Here is a 15,891-nt window from a genome sequence, read left to right as displayed (position 1 = left end):
GCACAGGTGAGCGAGGAAGGACGACCCAAGCGGAGCCAGCGGCTGAAGGAGATCGGCGCGCTGTTTGCCTATCTTCCCCGTTCGGCCGGCCATCTTCGCGCGCGCGGTCCGGCGGACGGGCCGCCGGCGATGGTGATCCCGGGCTTCCTTTCCTACGACCGGCACACGACCGAGATGCGGCGTGCGCTGGCGGAAGCAGGATTCCGGGTTCATCCGTGGCGCCAGGGGTTCAACTGGGGCGCGCGTGCGGACACGCTCGAACGGCTGAAGCGGGCCGTCGATGCCTGCGGGGCAAAGGAGCCGATGCTGATCGTCGGCTGGAGCCTCGGCGGCCTCTATGCCCGAGAGATCGCGCGCGCCGAGCCCGACCGGGTGCGTGCGGTGGTGACGATGGGATCGCCGGTCTGGGGTGACCTTCGGCGCTACACCAGCGTGTGGAAGCTTTATGAGCGCGTCGCCGGCCATCCGGTCGACAAGCCGCCGATCCCGCACATCGAGGACAAGCCGCCGGTGCCGACGCTCGCGCTCTGGTCGGGACGCGACGGGATCGTCGGGGCACCGTCGGCTCGGGGCGCCGAGAACACGCGCGACAAGGCCGTGGAGCTGGATACGACCCACATGGGCTTTGCGATGTCCCCCAGGGTGGCCCGTCGGGCGGCACGTGAGATCGTGAGCTTCCTGGATGAGGTGGATGCAACAAAGCGCTAATCCGTAGCGTTGTCATTTCGGTGCTGGAAAGATTGCACATCGACCGATTGGTGTGGCGGCGGTCACCGGCGCCACTCGGCCCGGTCGAGTTGCCGCCGGTCGATCCGGATCATCTCGCGCCTCCAGGCTACGCACGATATGTCGAACTGGCGTGGCGCCTGCCGCGGTCGCTCGCCGGTCTCGGGCCGATCTGCCCGCGCGGACCCGAGGACGGCCCGCCGGCGCTGGTGATCCCCGGATTCCTCGCCAACGATCGAACGACCATGGACCTGCGCCGCGCGCTGGCACGCGGCGGATGGCGCACGCATCCGTGGCTGCTGGGCTTCAACCGCGGCGCCAAGGCCGACACCATGGACTTGCTGTGCAGCCGAATCGACGCCGTCGCCGAGGGGCGAAAGGTGCTGGTCGTCGGCTGGAGCCTCGGCGGCATGTTCGCTCGCGAGCTGGCGCACCGCTGTCCGGACAAGATCCGCGCCGTCGTGACGCTCGGCTCGCCATTTTCGGGCGACCTCAAGACCAACACCAACGTCTGCGCATTGTATGAGCGGGTTGCGGGCCACGACGTCAACGAGCCGCCGTTCCGCCGCTATGCGGCCAAGCCGCCGGTGCCGACCCTGGCCTTCTGGTCGCGGCGCGACGGGATCGTTGCGCCGGGCGCAGCGCGTGGGCGGGAAGATGAAGTGGATCGGGCGATCGAGGTCGATTCGCGCCACGCCGGCTTCGCCGTGCACCGCCCGGTGATGAGCGATATCGTCAGCGGGATTTCGCGCTTCCTGACGGAGATTGAAGGCGCGCCGCCGGCGGTGCCGTGCGACCGCTGCCTTTAGTGGAAGTTTCGTGACTTGATGGGGATCTCGTGGCCTTCGGCGGCGGCTTCGGTGAAGGGCGGAATATAGACGTCGCGGGGACGGACGAGCTTGGGGCTGCGCGGGTCGGGCGCGCCGCCGCCGCTGGCACCGTCGGCCGGCATCACCTTGTGCGGGAAGGCCGCTTCGCCGATCGAGGTCAGCATCGTCGAGGCGTCCTCGATATGGCTGGCGATGATGTGGATGACCTCGCCTTCGCGCTGAACGGTCCCGTGCACTTTCAGCATCGTCGCCGACATGACGATGCGGCGGTATTTTTCGAACAGGTTCGCCCAGACGATGATGTTGGCGATGCCGCCTTCGTCCTCGATGGTGATGAAGGTGACATTGGTCGATCCCGGACGCTGGCGGACGAGGACGATGCCGGCGACGATCGCACGCCGGCCGTCCTTGATTGAGGCGAGGCCCGCGCAGGGCGTGACCTTTTCGGCATCGAGCCGGCCGCGCAGGAAGGCCAGCGGATGCGCACGGAGCGACAGCTGGATGGAGCGGTAATCCTCGACGACCTCGCGGCCGTCGCTCATCGGGTTGAGCACGACAGCCGGCTCGCGGCCCTCTTCGCGTGCATCGGCGGCGGCAAACAAGGGCAGCGGCGTTTCGCCCAGGGCCTTGACCCGCCACAGCGCCTGGCGGCGGTCGATTCCGAGACAGGCGAAGCCGTCTGCATCGGCGATCCGCTCCAGCGCGGCGACCGGTACGCCCGAGCGCTTCCACACGTCTTCGATGCTCTCGAACGGGCGGTCGGAACGTGCGGCGACAATGCGCGCGCCGTGGATGTTGGCGAGGCCCTTCACCATGCGCAGGCCGAGGCGGAGGGGGAGGTAAGAAGACAGGCCCTCACCCTTCCCTCTCCCGCAGGCGGGAGAGGGTTCCAAGGTACAGTCCCAGCGGCTGTCGTTGATGCTGACGGGGCGGATCTCGACGCCATGGTCGCGGGCGTCGCGGACGATCTGGGCGGGGGCGTAGAAACCCATCGGCTGCGCGTTCAGCAGCGCGGCGCAGAAGATGTCCGGATGGTGGCACTTCATCCAGCATGAGGCGTAGGCGATCTTGGCGAAGCTGGCCGCGTGGCTTTCGGGGAAGCCGTAGCTGCCGAAGCCTTCGATCTGCTTGAAGGTCCGTTCGGCGAATTCGCGCGGGTAGCCGCGCGACACCATGCCTTCGACCAGCTTGTCGTAGAATTTGCTGACGCCGCCGGTGAACTTGAAGGTCGCCATCGAGCGGCGGAGCGCGTCGGCTTCGGCAGGCGTGAACCCGGCGCCGACGATCGCGACCTTCATCGCCTGTTCCTGAAACAGGGGCACGCCGAGCGTGCGCTTCAGCACCGCCTCGAGCTCCGGGCGCGGATATTCCGGCTTCTCCTTGCCTTCGCGGCGGCGGAGATAGGGGTGCACCATGTCGCCCTGGATCGGACCGGGACGGACGATCGCGACTTCGATGACGAGGTCGTAGAATTCCTTCGGCTTCATGCGCGGCAGCATGCTCATCTGCGCGCGGCTTTCTATCTGGAAGACGCCCAAGGTGTCCGCCTTTTGGATCATCGCGAACACCTGCGGATCGTCGTCCTGCAGGTCCGCCATCACCAGCCGCTGCCCCTTGTGTTCGGCGAGCAGGTCGAAGGCGCGGCGCATGCATCCGAGCATTCCGAGGCCGAGCACGTCGACCTTCATGAAACGCAATTCCTCGATATCGTCCTTCTCCCATTCGATCACCTGGCGGTCGTCCATCGCCGCGGGTTCGATGGGGACGAGATCGTCGAGACGATCGCGGGTGAGGACGAAACCACCGGGATGCTGGCTCATGTGCCGGGGCGTGCCGATCAGCTGGCGGGCAAGGTCGAGGGTCAGCGCGAGGCGCGGTTCGGTCGCGTCGAGGTGGAGTTCGTCGACATGTTTCTGCTGCACGCCTTCGTTCGACCAACCCCACACGGAGCCGGCGAGACCGGCGGTCACGTCTTCGGGCAAGCCCAAAGCCTTGCCGACCTCGCGGACGGCGCCGCGCGCGCGATAGCGGCTGACGACGGCGGTCAGCGCCGCGTGGCGCCGGCCGTAGGTTTCGTAGATCCACTGGATGACTTCCTCGCGCCGCTCATGTTCGAAATCGACGTCGATGTCCGGCGGCTCGTCGCGCGCGTCGGAGATGAAGCGTTCGAACAGCAATTCGTGCTTGATCGGGTCGATCGAGGTGACGCCGAGCACATAGCAGATGATCGAATTGGCGGCCGATCCGCGGCCCTGGCAGAGGATGCCCTGGCTGCGCGCGAAAGCGACGATCGAGTTCACGGTCAGGAAGTAAGGCGCGTAGCCGCGGCGGCCGACCAGCTCGAGCTCGTGGGCCAGGAGCTTGGCGTAATTGTCGGGGACGCCGTCCGGGAATTTGGCGGCCAGCGCTGCGCGGGTCATTTGATCGAGCGCCTGCTGCGGCGTTCGGCCGCTCATCACGATCTCGTCGGGATATTGGTAGCTGAGCTCGCGAAGCGAGAAGGTGCAGCGGTCGGCGATGTCGCGCGTGGCGCGGATGGCGTCGGGATAGCGCGCGAACAGGCGCTCCATTTGCGCGGCGCTCTTGAGGTGACGGTCGGCGAAGCGCTCGCGCCTGAAGCCGAGCTCGTCGACCGTGCACTTGTTGCGGATGGCGGTGACGACGTCCTGGAGCAGGCGCTTGTCCGGGCTGTCGTAGAGGACATCGCCGACAGCGAGGCTGCGGATGCCGAAGCGGCGCGCCTGGCCGTCGAGGTCGTGAATGCGTTTGGCGTCGCCGGGTCGGCGGCGCAGGCTGAGCGCAAGGTGGGCGCGAGACCCGAAGATGTCGGCCATCTGCGCGAGCTGCATTTCGGTGACCGCATCGGCCTTGCCGGGGACGAGCGCGGCGACGAGGCCTTGGCCCCAAGCGGCGACGTCTTCCCAATAGAGGAAGCATTGCCCCTTCTCCCCCTTGCGCGGGTCGGCGCGGCCTTTGCCGACGGTCAGGAGCCGGGTCAGCCGCGACCAGGCGGCGCGATCTTCGGGCCAGACCAGGACGGAGGCGCCGTCTACCAGGTCCAGCCGGCAGCCGATCACCGGCCGGATGCCGGTCTGGTCGCCGGCGATGGTGGCGCGGACGAGGCCGGCGACGGAATTCCGGTCGGTGAAGCCAAGTTGCTTGTAACCGAGCATCGCCGCGGCCGAGCAAAGCTCCTCGCAAGACGAGACGCCGCGCAGGAAGCTGAAATGCGACGTGGCGTTGAGCTCGACGTAAGTCATCCGAACAGCCCGTGCATCCACCAGCTGAGGTCGCCGGTCTTGGGATCGAGCCCGTCGCCGCGGCGGAACAGCCAGAAGCGGGCGCCGCCTTCGTCTTCGACCTGGAAATAGTCGCGCACTGCATCGGCCTCTCCGGTGCGGCGCCACCATTCGCCGAAGATCCGCTCCGGCCCGTCCGCCTTGCGCACGCGATAGGTCTTGCCACGCCAGGAAAAGCGCAGCGGCGGCTGGTCGGGCAATTCGGCGAGCACCTTGTCGACCGGTTCGGGACGGGCGAGCATGCGCACCGGCCGTGGCCAGTGGCGCGGCCATTCAACCGGCGTGTCGAGCGCGGCGACCCGCGTGGCGCTGCGTTCGGGAACGTCGCTTTCAAGCGCGCTCATGCGGAAAACATGGTCAGCCCCGATCCGCCCGGCGATGCGGTCGACGAGCGGCGGCAGGTCGGCGTCCTCATCGCTGCCGATCTGTTTGGGGGCGAGCGGTTCGGAGCGGGTGGCGACGAGGTGCATCGCTTCGATGCCGAAGCCCGGCTCGATGGCTTCGACCTTCATGGCGAGCAGGCCGGTGAGGTGCTTGGGGTCACGCGTGGCGCCGGCCATGCCGATCGCGAGGCGCTGCTCGCCGCCATCGACGCGGTCGCAGACGAGGAGGATGCGGCGGGCGCCGAGCCCCTGGTCGGCAAGCTGCTTCGTGAGGAGGGTGGCGAGGTCGGCGATAACCTGGGCGATCGCTTCGGCGGTGCCGATCGGTTCGAGCAAGCGCAGGGTCGCGCGCGGCGGTTCGTGCGGGACGATGGGGTCGAACGGCTCGCTTGCCCGGCCAATCGCCTGGTCGATGCGGGTCAGCACCGGCTTGCCGAAGCGGCGGGCGAGCGGACCGCGGGGCATTTGCAGAAGCTCGGCGACCGAGCCGATGCCGAAACGGCGGGCGGCGCTGAGTGCCGCTTCGTTGAGGCGCAGCGCGGCTGGCGGGAGCGGGGCGATGGCATCGGCTTCGGCACCGTTCGGGCAGAGGGTGATCGGTTGGCGCGAGAAGCGGGCAAGGGCGTGGGCAGCGCCGGTCGTGCCGGCGACGGCGATCCGGGCGGTGAAGCCGAGCCGCGCGCAAAAACGCAGGATGCGCGCACACATCGCCTGCTCACCGCCGAACAGATGGGCGACTCCGCTGAGGTCGAGCCACAGCCCGTCGGCGCCCGAGACGGCCGCATGCGGGGTCCAGCGGCGAGCGGCGAAAAGGGCCAGGCGGGTGAGGACGGCGGCGTCGGCTTGCGCGTCCGAATCGCGGAGCTCGAGGTCGGGAACGAGCATGCGTGCGTGGGTGACGGCCATGCCGGGCGTGAGGCCGAGGGCGACAGCTTCGGCGGAGACGGCGGCGAGGGTGATTCGCTGGCCGGTGCGGTGGGTGGTCGCCAGCGGTGCCCCGGCGGCAGCGCGTTGCGGCGCTCCCACTCCCCGGCTTTCGCCGGGGAACTGGAGCGATTTGACCGCTTCGCTGCGCCGTCCGAGCATGCGCATCGGCGGGCGCTGGTGGGCCGGCATCGCGTCGATTTCGGCCTGGCGGGCTTCGCGGCTCGCCCAGCGCGCGCCGGGACGCCAGCCGCCGCCGCGCGGGCAGGAGCAATCCTCGATCGCTACACCTTCAGGAGCGAGGCCGCTGTCCTGTTCCAGCCGTTCGCGAAGCGCGAGCAGCTGCTGACGCTCCTTGGTGTTTTCAGGGATCCGCGCGGTCGGAACCCAGGCGCGCGGGACCGCTTCAGGCGGCGTTGAGGGCCCGCGCCGGCGCAGCCGTTCGATGCTGAGCGCCGGCAGGTGGAGCGAGGCGACCCGCTTCATCACTTCCCTCCATGATCCAGTCGTAAGTGGGGCCGCCGCGCTGGCGCACCAGCTCGATCGCCCAGCGCGGACGGCCGATGCCGGCGACCGCCAACGGTTCCGACGGCACGCAGGCGATGCGCCAGCGGGTCGCCGCCGCCGATGGCCCGATCAACGGGTCGGCCGCGCTCCGCCAGCGGCGGATCAGCAGCGCCGTCGTGCCGCTGTCTTCGGCGGCGAGCTGCAGCCGGCGAGTCGCGGTCATGGCGACCCGGCCGACTTCGGCGACGACGACGCCGATGCCCTTGTGGCGGACGCCTTCTTCGGTGACCGCCAGCGCGTCTTCGTCCTTGCGGCATTCGGCATAGATGAGGCGATCGGGCGGAAGGCCGGCCTGGGCGAGCGCCGGCGCGAACAGGTCGTGGCGGCCGAGCACCCATAACACGGCGCCCTTCAGCCGTGCGGCGATCCCGGCGGCGAACAGGGTCGCGGCAGCATCGTCGCTGAGCGCCGCACTGGCGGCCGCAACCTCGTGCAAGGCGTCGCGGGCGAGCCCGCCGCCTGCGAGCCGATCGTCCATGTCGGGGATGCCGAAGGGCAGCACCTTGTGCCGCGCCGCCGCGCCGGCCGATTCGATCGCGCGCACTTGCGCACGCAGCGAATCGAGGCTCGGGTTGAGGACGGCAGGCATAAGCGACTCGACGACTCCTTTGTTCCCTTTATGTTCCACTTTTTGGGAGAGAGGAGTCAATGGCGCGACTCAGCTGGAAGGCCGGCGGCGCCTTCAGTTCATCCAAGCGCAAGCTGAGCGTGCCATTTCCGCCATAAAGCCGATCTAAGAGCATGAACATGAAAGCGATTCTGACCAAAGCGGCCCTCGCCGCAGCCGCCCTGGCGATCCCGGCCGCAGCTTCTGCAGCGCCGATCGAGGGGCAATGGAAGAATGCCAAGGGCACGGTCATCGTGCGCGTCGCGCCGTGCGGCGGCGCTTATTGCGGCACCGTCGCCTCGGCTTCGGCGCACAACCGTCAGAAGGGCGTGACGCCCGGCACCCGCGTGCTGACCGGCCTGAGGCCTGCCGGCGACGGCACGTTCAAGGGCCGCGCCTTCGAGCCCAAGCGCGACATCGCCGGATCCGCGACCGTCCGCCAGGCCGGGCCGAACGTGATGATCGTCCGCGCCTGCGCGATTGCCGGCATCATCTGCAAGGAACAGCGCTGGACGCGCGTCAGCTAAAAGCGACGCCTTCGGCGGCAATGCCGCCCTCCAGCACCGCTGCCTGAAGCGCGCTCATTTCGTCGGCCCAATAGCGGTCGGCGGTGAAGTGCGGCGACAGCGCGCGAACCGCTTCGTAGATCGCCTGCAGCTTCGGCGAGGTCCTGAGCGGCGCATGATAGTCGATGCCCTCGGCCGCAGCCATCAGCTCGACCGCGATCACGCCCGCGGCATTGCGCGCGACCTGCGCCGCCTTGCGTCCGGCGATCGGCGCCATGGACACATGATCCTCCTGCCCGGCTGACGTCGGAATCGAATCGACGCTGGCCGGAAAGGCGAGGCTCTTGTTCTCGCTGACGAGGGCGGCGGCGGTCACCTGCGGGATCATCAGCCCTGAATTGACGCCGCTATCCTCGGTCAGGAAGGCCGGCAGCCCGCTCATCTTCGGGTCGACGAGGACGCTGATCCGCCGCTCGGAGATCGAGCCGACCTCGCACAAAGCCATGGTGATCATGTCGGCCGCGAAGGCCACCGGCTGGGCGTGGAAATTGCCGCCGGAAATGGCGCTGTCCTCATCGGCGAAGATGATCGGATTGTCGGTCACGGCGGCGGCTTCGATGGTCAGCGTGCGCGCGGCGCCGGCAATCAGGTCGAACGCGGCGCCCATCACCTGCGGCTGGCAGCGGAAGCTGTAGGGGTCCTGGACACGGCTGCAGGCGACATGGCTGGTCAGGATCTCGCTGCCGTCGAGAAGCTCGCGGATTGCAGCGGCGACCCGGATCTGCCCGGGCTGGCCGCGAAGATCCGAAATGCGCGCGTCGAACGGCTTGGCCGAACCCTTCAGTGCATCGACGGACAAAGCGCCGGCGGCGATTGCGGCGGCGAACACGCGCTCGCCGGCGAACAGAGCGTCGAGCGCCAGCGCGCAGCTCGCCTGCGTGCCGTTGATCAAGGCCAGCCCTTCCTTCGGGCCAAGCTGGAGCTCGTTCAGACCGATGCGCCCTAGCGCGTCGCGTGCGGGCATGATGTCGCCGGCGACGTCGATGCGGCCGTAGCCCATCAGTGCGGCGATCAAGTGAGCGAGGGGCGCGAGGTCGCCCGACGCGCCGACGCTGCCCTGCGCGGGGATCAGCGGCATGGCGTCGGCATCGAGCAAGCGCTGAACGGCGTCAATCACTTGGCGGCGCACGCCCGAATGGCCGCGGCCGAGCCCGAGCAGCTTGAGGACGATCATCAAGCGCGTGACGTGCCGCGGAAACGGCTCGCCCAAGCCGGCACTGTGCGACAGGATCAGGTTGGTCTGCAGTTCCGCGAGCCGGTCGTCGGGAATGCGGGTGTTGGCCAGAAGCCCGAAGCCGGTGTTCACGCCATAAACGGTGTCGCCCGACGCGACGATGCGATCGACCGCTTGAGCGGAACTGTCGATCCGCTCCATCGCGGCATCGGCCAGCCGCATCGGCGCGCCGCGCCACAGGTCGCGCAAGATGGCGAGGTCGATCGATGAAGGGTCAAGGCTAAGCACCGGCGTTCCCTAGCCGCCTTTGCCGCGCATCATCAATCAAGCAGCGCTGCGAAGGCAAACAGATCCAGTTCGGATGCAAGTTTCAGCCACTAACAATGAATGGCCGCGCATCCTTAGCGTTCATGACCCGCACGCAACGCCTGATGGTGTCAGACGGCACCTACGTTGAGCTCGTCCAGAGCTTGCTGACATCGCTCGTCCCGAGCACGATCATGACTGCGCTCTTCATCCTCGCCTCCGCGATTTGCGCTCACGACAGCAGCGCGCCGGCGATCGAGGGCTTTGCACTGGCGGGGTCGGCAGTTGGGTTGCTTCGCCTGGGAGTCCTGCTCGTCCTGCGCCGAATCGCGCGCCAGCCGTCCTTTCACGTCGCCGAAGCGCGAGCGGTCGAGCAGGCCTATGCGACGGTGTCGCTGAGCTTCTAGCTCCTGCTCGGCATCTTCGCCGCTTTGTGCATCCATTCCGCACCAGTCCCGGATCATCTGCCCATCGTTGCGCTGGTGGTCGGCTATGCGGCCGGGGTCGCGATCGGCATTTCGCTGCGCCCGTGGATCGCGATTCCCTCCGTCCTGCTGGCGGTCATTCCGGTAATAAGCGCGTCCCTGGCGGTCGAGGGAGCGGCTCATCCGCTGCTTGCGGTCGTCCTGGCCGCGCTGCTCGCCGGCGGAACCAACAGCATGATCGCGCGATACCGCGATGCGGTCGAGGCGATCGAGCTTCGCCATCGATGGCGTCGCTCGCCCGAACCGACCCGCTGACCGGCCTTCCCAACCGGCTGGCGCTGGAAGATGCGTTCCTGCGAGCTGTGCGCGAATGCGGCGGTAAGAGGGTCGTCCTGCACTGCTTCGACCTCGACCGGTTCAAGCCGGTGAACGACGTCCACGGCCATGTGGTCGGCGATGCCTTGCTGAAGCTGGTCGCACAGCGGCTGAAACGGCTGCTGCGCGGCGGCGACCTGCCGGTGCGCCTGGGCGGCGACGAGTTCGCGGTGCTGCAAACGAATGTCGACCATGACGACCAGGCCGATTTGATGGCGCGCCGGATCGCCCGCTCCCTAGCCGAGCCGTACGAGATCGAGGGGCGGATCATCCACACCGGCGCGAGCGTCGGTTCGGGAAGCGGCCGCGAGCATGGGCCAGACCTGACTCGGCTGCTCAGCGTCGCCGACGCCGCGCTTTACGAGGTCAAGCGCAGCGACGACCGCACACTACATGCTCGTGCGAGCTGAGGTGGGTTCAGCCGATCATCGGCAGGTCCAGGCCCTGCTCGCGCGCGCAGTCGACGGCGATGTCGTAGCCGGCATCGGCGTGGCGCATGACGCCGGTGCCGGGGTCGTTCCACAGCACGCGCTCGAGCCGGCGCGCCGCGTCGTCGGTCCCGTCGGCGACGATCACCATGCCGGCGTGCTGCGAATAGCCCATGCCGACCCCGCCGCCGTGATGGAGCGAGACCCAGGTTGCGCCTGACGCAGTGTTGAGCAGGGCATTCAGCAGCGGCCAGTCGGAGACGACGTCGCTGCCGTCCTTCATGCTTTCGGTTTCGCGGTTCGGGGAAGCGACGCTGCCGCTGTCCAGATGGTCGCGGCCGATGACGATCGGTGCCGAAACTTCGCCGTTCCGCACCATCTCGTTGAAGGCGAGGCCGAGGCGATGGCGCTGGCCTAGCCCGACCCAGCAGATACGCGCGGGCAATCCCTGGAAGGCGATCCGCTCGCGCGCCATGTCGAGCCAGCGGTGGAGGTGCGGATCGTCGGGTATCAGCTCCTTCACCCTCTGGTCCGTTCGGTAGATGTCCTCAGGGTCGCCGCTGAGCGCGACCCAGCGGAACGGGCCGACGCCGCGGCAGAACAGCGGACGCACGTAAGCGGGGACGAAGCCGGGGAAGTCGAACGCATGGGCAACGCCCATATCCTTCGCTTCCTGTCGAATATTGTTGCCATAGTCGAAGGTGGGGACGCCCATCTCCTTGAACGACAGCATCGCTTCGACGTGGCGGGCGATGGAGATGCGGGCGGCCTCGGCGACTGCGGCCGGATCGCGCTCGCGCATCTCCTGCCATTTGGCGACGCTCCAGCCCATTGGGCAGTAGCCGTTGGCCGGATCATGAGCGCTGGTCTGGTCGGTCAGCGCATCGGGGCGGATGCCGCGTGCGAGCATTTCGGGAAGAATCTCCGCGGCATTGCCGAGGAGGCCGACGCTGGTCGGCTCCGTGGCCGTTCGGATGATCTCGAGCGCTTCGTCGATGGTTGACGCGCGCCGGTCGAGATAACGAGTTTCGAGCCGCTTCTCGATGCGGCTTTCCTGGCATTCGATGGCGATGCAGTGAGCGCCGGCCATCACCGCCGCAAGCGGCTGCGCGCCGCCCATCCCGCCGAGCCCTGCGGTGAGGATCCACTTGCCGCGCGAGTCGCCGCCGAAATGCTGGCGGCCCATTTCGGCGAAGGTCTCGTACGTGCCTTGGACGATGCCCTGCGTGCCGATGTAGATCCAGCTGCCGGCGGTCATCTGGCCGTACATCATGAGCCCGGCGCGATCGAGCTCGTTGAACGTCTCCCAGTTCGCCCATTTCGGCACGATGTTCGAATTCGCGATGAGGACCCGCGGCGCGTCCTTGTGCGTGCGGAAGACGCCGACCGGTTTGCCCGACTGCACGAGCAAGGTCTGGTCTTCCTCCAGCCGCTCGAGCACCTCGACGATCTTGTCGAAACATTGCCAGTTGCGCGCCGCTCGGCCGATCCCGCCATAGACGACGAGGCTCTGCGGATCCTCCGCGACCTCATCATCGAGGTTGTTCATCAGCATGCGGACGGCCGCTTCGGTGGCCCAGCTCTTCGCCTTCAGCTCGCTCCCGCGCCTGGCGCGGATGTGGCGTGAGTTATCGCGTGTGTCGGTGTTCAGCTGTCTGCTCCGTTGAAGATGCGCCGTTCCGGGCCAGGGAGACCGATCCAATAGCCGAGCTCGGCCAGGCTTTCGATCTTCCAGGCACACAGGTCCGCCTGCTTGCCCGGCGCGATCGTGCCGATCTTATGACGGAGGCCGAGCGCCCGCGCAGCATTGACCGTCATGCCGGCAATCGCCTCTTCCGGCGTCAGCCCGAACAAGGTGCACGCCATATTGATGGCTAAGGTCGGCGACAGGAGCGGCGACGTGCCGGGGTTGCAGTCGGTGGCGACCGCGATCGGAACCTTGTGCTTGCGCAGCATCGCGACGGGCGGCTTCCGCTCCTCTTGGAGCGCGTAAAATGCCCCGGGAAGGAGAACGGCGACCGTGCCCGCGGCGGCCATCGCCTTGGCACCTGCATCGTCGAGATGTTCGAGATGGTCGGCGGACAGTGCCTTATATTTGGCCGCGAGCGCCGCGCCCTTCTGGTTCGACAGTTGCTCGGCGTGGAGGCGAACGCGGAGGCCATGATGCGCAGCGGCCTTGAAGAGGCGCTCGACCTCGTCAGGGGTGAAGGCGATCCCTTCGCAGAAGGCGTCGACGCTGGTCGCGAGCCCCTGCTCCGCCGCCGCAGGGATCAGCTTGTCGATGATCTCGCCGACATAGTGCGCGCGGCGGTCCTTCTGGTCCGCAGGGAGCGCGTGGAGCGCAAGCAATGTCGGGACAATCCGCACCGCTGCGCCTTCGCCCAGCTGCGCCGCGATGCGCAGCAACCGAAGCTCGCTGTCGGGGCTGAGCCCATAGCCCGACTTCACCTCGACACTCGTGCAGCCGCCTCGCATCAGCGACCGCAAACGCCGCCGGCTCTGCTCCAGCAACTGCTCGTCGGAAGCCTTGGCGGTGCGCTTGACAGTCGAGGCGATGCCACCGCCCGCGTTCGCGATCTCCTCATAAGTGGCGCCGGCGCGGCGCATCGCATGTTCGTCGGCGCGCGTGCCGCCGAACACCAGGTGCGTGTGGCAGTCGATCAGGCCGGGCGTGACCCAGGCGCCGCCAAGCGCATCGACCTTCTTGGACCTGTAGCCGGCCAGCTCCGTGCGCTTGCCGACGCGAACGATTTTGCCGTCGGCGATGCCGATGGCGCCATTTTCGATCAGCCCAAGCGGGTTGCCGGGGCTCTCCTCGAAGGTGGCAATATTGCAGTCGACGAGCAGCCGGTCCCACATGATTTGCGCATAGGCGAGGCGGGTTGCTACGGCAAAGCCATGGAGAGCGCTTGGCCCAATCTGTCGGAACTTCTGGTCAGCGAGGGCGAGGTGCCGATCGGCCTTGTCGGCGCGCCGCTGGCAGTAGGCTCCGTCACGCCGGGCGGCTGCGATCAGGCGCCGGGCAGGCTGCGCCAGACACTGAAGCGCATCGGCCGCTACGACATCGAGACCGGCCGATCGCTGTTCTCCCCGGTACGCGACCGCGGCGATGTCGCGCTCGAGGGCATGACGATCGAGGAAGCGACTGGCCCGATCCGCGCCGCCGTGGCGGCGAGCGCTTCGGAGCATGCGCTGACGCTCGTTGCCGGCGGCAACAACGCCGTGACGCGGCCTGCGCTGCTCGCACTAGACCTGCCGATAGCGCGGATTGGGCTGATCACGCTCGATGCGCATTTCGATATGCGCGAGCTCGACGATGGCCTGAGCAACGGAAATCCGGTTCGGGCGCTCCTCGCCGATGGACTGCCGGGAAGGAATATCGCTCAGATCGGCCTCGCGAGCTTCGCCAATACCGCGAAGATGCACCGGGACGCGCTCGCCGCCGGCAATCTGGTCGTCAGCATCGAAGAGGTGCGCCGGGAAGGCATCCGCCCCGCTGTCGACAGGGCGCTCGCTCACCTCGCGGACGCGGATGCCATCGTGCTCGACTGCGACATCGACGTGATCGACCGCGCGCAAATGCCCGGTGCGCCCGGTGCAAGGCCTGGCGGCATGGACGTGAACGATTTCTTCTGGGCGGTGCGGCGTATTGCCGGCGATCACCGCGTCCGCGTTATCGACCTCACCGAATGGGATCCGCCGCTCGACAGCACGGACCTCAGTGCACTGACGGCCGCGCGCTGGGTCGCCGAGTGCATCGCCGGACTCGAAAGTCGCTAGGCGGCGGCGATCCGCCGCCCCTTCTCCGACAATGTGCGAAAGGTGATGGAGAAGCGCAGCTGGTCGCCGGGCGCGATGCTATGCTCCCAATCTGTGCGAACGGCGCCTGAAAGCAAGTAGGCCGAGCGCGACAGGACGTCGATACTGGCCCGGTCGAAACCGCCTGGCTTGCGGCGGCGGAAGCGCAGGGTTGCGGGCGTGCCGAGGGAGAAGCCCACCACCTGGCCGAAGACGTCGCGGTCGCGGTGCCAGCCGATACCGGCACCAGGATCGTATCGCGCAAGAAGGACATGCACGAAGTCGGTCGGTGCGACTTGGGCGATGGCGGCTGCCGTTTGCCGCAGCGGATTAAGCCAGTCGGGCACCGGCTCCGTCGGCAAGAAGCTGGCGTCGTCGAAATCGTAGCGCCAGCCGAAGCTCTTCGTCTTCCGATTGCCGGTCCAGCCATGGAAGCGGAACGGCGCGAGGTCAGTCGCGCTAAGCTGCGCGACCAGCGCTTGTTCGTCCGCGGCGGAGATGACTTCGTCGCGATAGACGAGCCCGTCGATCAAAGGGGCGTCGAACAGCAGGCTCACTGGGCGAACAATTCCTTGAGCTCGGACGGCTTCAGCTCCGGCGCCAGCTGGTCGAATGTGCATTGCTTCGGATCCTTTTCGGGCCTCCAGCGGACAAAGCCGGTGCCGTGGCGAAAGCGGCGCGAGCTGATCTGGTCGTAGCGGACCTCGACGACGAGTTTGGGTTCGAGCGGCTGCCACGGCACTTCCTTGCCGCGGTTCCAGCGGCTCGGCCCGCCCGGCGCATTGCCGGTAAAACCGCTGCCGCCGACGAGCTTTTCGAGCTTGTCCGTCAGGGCCGGCCGGTCGGCAGTCGGAATCGCCGAGGTAAAGCCGACATGGTCGAGCTGGCCTGCGTCATTGTAGAGGCCGAGCATGAGTGACGCGACTTGGCGTTGCTTGGCTCCATAGCGGAAGCCGCCCACGACGCAGTCGGCGGTCCGCTGTTGCTTGACCTTGATCATCGCCCGCTCGCCGGAGCGATATTCGAGATCGGTGCGCTTCGCGATCACCCCGTCGAGCGCGCCGCCGCTGCGCTCGAGCCAGCCCACAGCGGTGCTGCGGTCGAGAGTGGCTGGGGACAGGTGCAGCCCCGGAATCTGGTTTGCAGAAAAGAAGTCTTCGAGCGCCTCGCGCCGGGCAGCAAGCGGCTTGCTGGTGAGGTCGACGCCGTCGAGCTCCAGCAGGTCGAACAGCATCAGCTCGGCCGGATGTTCGGCGGCGAGCTTGCGCACGCGGCTCTCGGCCGGATGAAGGCGGAGCTGCAGCGCATCGAACGAAAGCGCGTTGCCGACCGGGATGATGAGTTCGCCGTCGAGGAGGAAGTCCTTTGCCTGGAGTGCTCCGAGCATTGCGACAACATCGGGAAAGTAGCGCCCGAGCGGCTTGCCGGACTTGGAGGTCAGCGTGACCTCGCCGCCGCGTTGGCGCGCGGCGAGGCAGCGGAA

The 15,891-nt window shown here is 67.8% G+C and carries 15 protein-coding genes (1 of these 15 only partly in view); 7 read left to right on the top strand and 8 right to left on the bottom strand.

What is annotated here, in order from left to right; translation table 11 throughout:
- The first annotated feature begins 6 nt into the window (after positions 1-6).
- Both VIL42_05945 and VIL42_05940 read left to right on the top strand, forming a co-directional pair.
- Positions 7-708 (top strand): alpha/beta hydrolase, encoded by a 702-nt coding sequence (locus VIL42_05945; protein ID HEY8592391.1) that lies wholly within the window; start codon positions 7-9, stop codon positions 706-708.
- A gap of 20 nt (positions 709-728) precedes the next feature.
- Positions 729-1,535, top strand: coding sequence for an alpha/beta hydrolase (locus VIL42_05940; protein HEY8592390.1), 807 nt, complete (start codon positions 729-731; stop codon positions 1,533-1,535).
- On the opposite strand, the gene VIL42_05935 is transcribed toward VIL42_05940, so the two are convergent.
- Genes VIL42_05935 through VIL42_05925 form a run of 3 tightly spaced genes read right to left on the bottom strand, consistent with a single transcriptional unit; the run spans position 1,532 to position 7,318 of the window.
- Entirely contained in the window at positions 1,532-4,816 is a 3,285-nt protein-coding gene (locus VIL42_05935; protein ID HEY8592389.1) for an error-prone DNA polymerase, read from the bottom strand. The two genes, VIL42_05940 and VIL42_05935, sit on opposite strands and share 4 nt — an antisense overlap.
- Positions 4,813-6,648, bottom strand: a complete 1,836-nt coding sequence (locus tag VIL42_05930) for a DUF6504 family protein (protein ID HEY8592388.1) — start codon at positions 6,646-6,648, stop codon at positions 4,813-4,815. The genes VIL42_05935 and VIL42_05930 overlap by 4 nt, the downstream gene beginning before the upstream one ends.
- Complete coding sequence (locus VIL42_05925) at positions 6,569-7,318, bottom strand: protein ImuA (GenBank protein HEY8592387.1); 750 nt, start codon at positions 7,316-7,318, stop codon at positions 6,569-6,571. The genes VIL42_05930 and VIL42_05925 overlap by 80 nt, the downstream gene beginning before the upstream one ends.
- A gap of 158 nt (positions 7,319-7,476) precedes the next feature.
- Here VIL42_05925 and VIL42_05920 point away from each other — a divergent pair, with 158 nt between their 5' ends.
- Positions 7,477-7,863: a DUF2147 domain-containing protein gene (locus VIL42_05920; GenBank protein HEY8592386.1), complete on the top strand. Its 387-nt coding sequence runs from the start codon at positions 7,477-7,479 to the stop codon at positions 7,861-7,863.
- Here the strand turns inward: VIL42_05920 and hutH are convergent.
- Complete coding sequence (gene hutH / locus VIL42_05915) at positions 7,856-9,364, bottom strand: histidine ammonia-lyase (GenBank protein HEY8592385.1); 1,509 nt, start codon at positions 9,362-9,364, stop codon at positions 7,856-7,858. The two genes, VIL42_05920 and hutH, sit on opposite strands and share 8 nt — an antisense overlap.
- 122 nt (positions 9,365-9,486) lie before the next feature.
- Here hutH and VIL42_05910 point away from each other — a divergent pair, with 122 nt between their 5' ends.
- From VIL42_05910 to VIL42_05900, 3 genes are read left to right on the top strand one after another with little or no spacing between them, the layout of a single operon-like run.
- A complete protein-coding gene (locus VIL42_05910) occupies positions 9,487-9,789 on the top strand; it encodes a hypothetical protein (protein HEY8592384.1) in 303 nt (100 codons plus the stop codon).
- 24 nt (positions 9,790-9,813) lie between these two features.
- Positions 9,814-10,122 (top strand): hypothetical protein, encoded by a 309-nt coding sequence (locus VIL42_05905; GenBank protein HEY8592383.1) that lies wholly within the window; start codon positions 9,814-9,816, stop codon positions 10,120-10,122.
- Positions 10,092-10,592 carry a GGDEF domain-containing protein gene (locus tag VIL42_05900; protein HEY8592382.1) on the top strand — a complete coding sequence of 167 codons (501 nt, stop codon included), beginning with the start codon at positions 10,092-10,094 and terminating at the stop codon, positions 10,590-10,592. Before VIL42_05905 ends, VIL42_05900 begins: the two co-directional genes overlap by 31 nt.
- A 7-nt stretch (positions 10,593-10,599) precedes the next feature.
- Here VIL42_05900 and hutU read toward each other — a convergent pair whose 3' ends face one another.
- The gene (gene hutU / locus VIL42_05895) at positions 10,600-12,261 is read right to left on the bottom strand and encodes a urocanate hydratase (protein ID HEY8592381.1); all 1,662 of its coding nucleotides are present in this window, start codon (positions 12,259-12,261) and stop codon (positions 10,600-10,602) included.
- On the bottom strand, positions 12,258-13,469 hold the full coding sequence (gene hutI, locus VIL42_05890; protein ID HEY8592380.1) for an imidazolonepropionase: 1,212 nt from the start codon (positions 13,467-13,469) through the stop codon (positions 12,258-12,260). The genes hutU and hutI overlap by 4 nt, the downstream gene beginning before the upstream one ends.
- A gap of 39 nt (positions 13,470-13,508) precedes the next feature.
- Between hutI and VIL42_05885 the strand changes: the two genes are divergently transcribed.
- The gene (locus tag VIL42_05885; protein HEY8592379.1) at positions 13,509-14,390 is read left to right on the top strand and encodes an arginase family protein; all 882 of its coding nucleotides are present in this window, start codon (positions 13,509-13,511) and stop codon (positions 14,388-14,390) included.
- Here VIL42_05885 and VIL42_05880 read toward each other — a convergent pair.
- Together VIL42_05880 and VIL42_05875 are read right to left on the bottom strand one after the other, a co-directional pair.
- A complete protein-coding gene (locus VIL42_05880; GenBank protein ID HEY8592378.1) occupies positions 14,387-14,965 on the bottom strand; it encodes an alpha-ketoglutarate-dependent dioxygenase AlkB in 579 nt (192 codons plus the stop codon). The genes VIL42_05885 and VIL42_05880 overlap by 4 nt on opposite strands.
- Positions 14,962-15,891, bottom strand: the 3' portion of a protein-coding gene (locus VIL42_05875; GenBank protein ID HEY8592377.1) for an ATP-dependent DNA ligase. It continues 90 nt past the right edge of the window; 930 of the gene's 1,020 nt are visible here — the last part of the coding sequence; its start codon lies beyond the right edge, outside the window; the stop codon is at positions 14,962-14,964. The genes VIL42_05880 and VIL42_05875 overlap by 4 nt, the downstream gene beginning before the upstream one ends.

This window comes from Sphingomicrobium sp. (assembly GCA_036563485.1).
Classification (GTDB): Bacteria; Pseudomonadota; Alphaproteobacteria; order Sphingomonadales; family Sphingomonadaceae; genus Sphingomicrobium.
The sequence above is the reverse complement of the archived record's forward strand: the minus strand, read 5'-3'. Positions and strand labels throughout refer to the sequence as shown.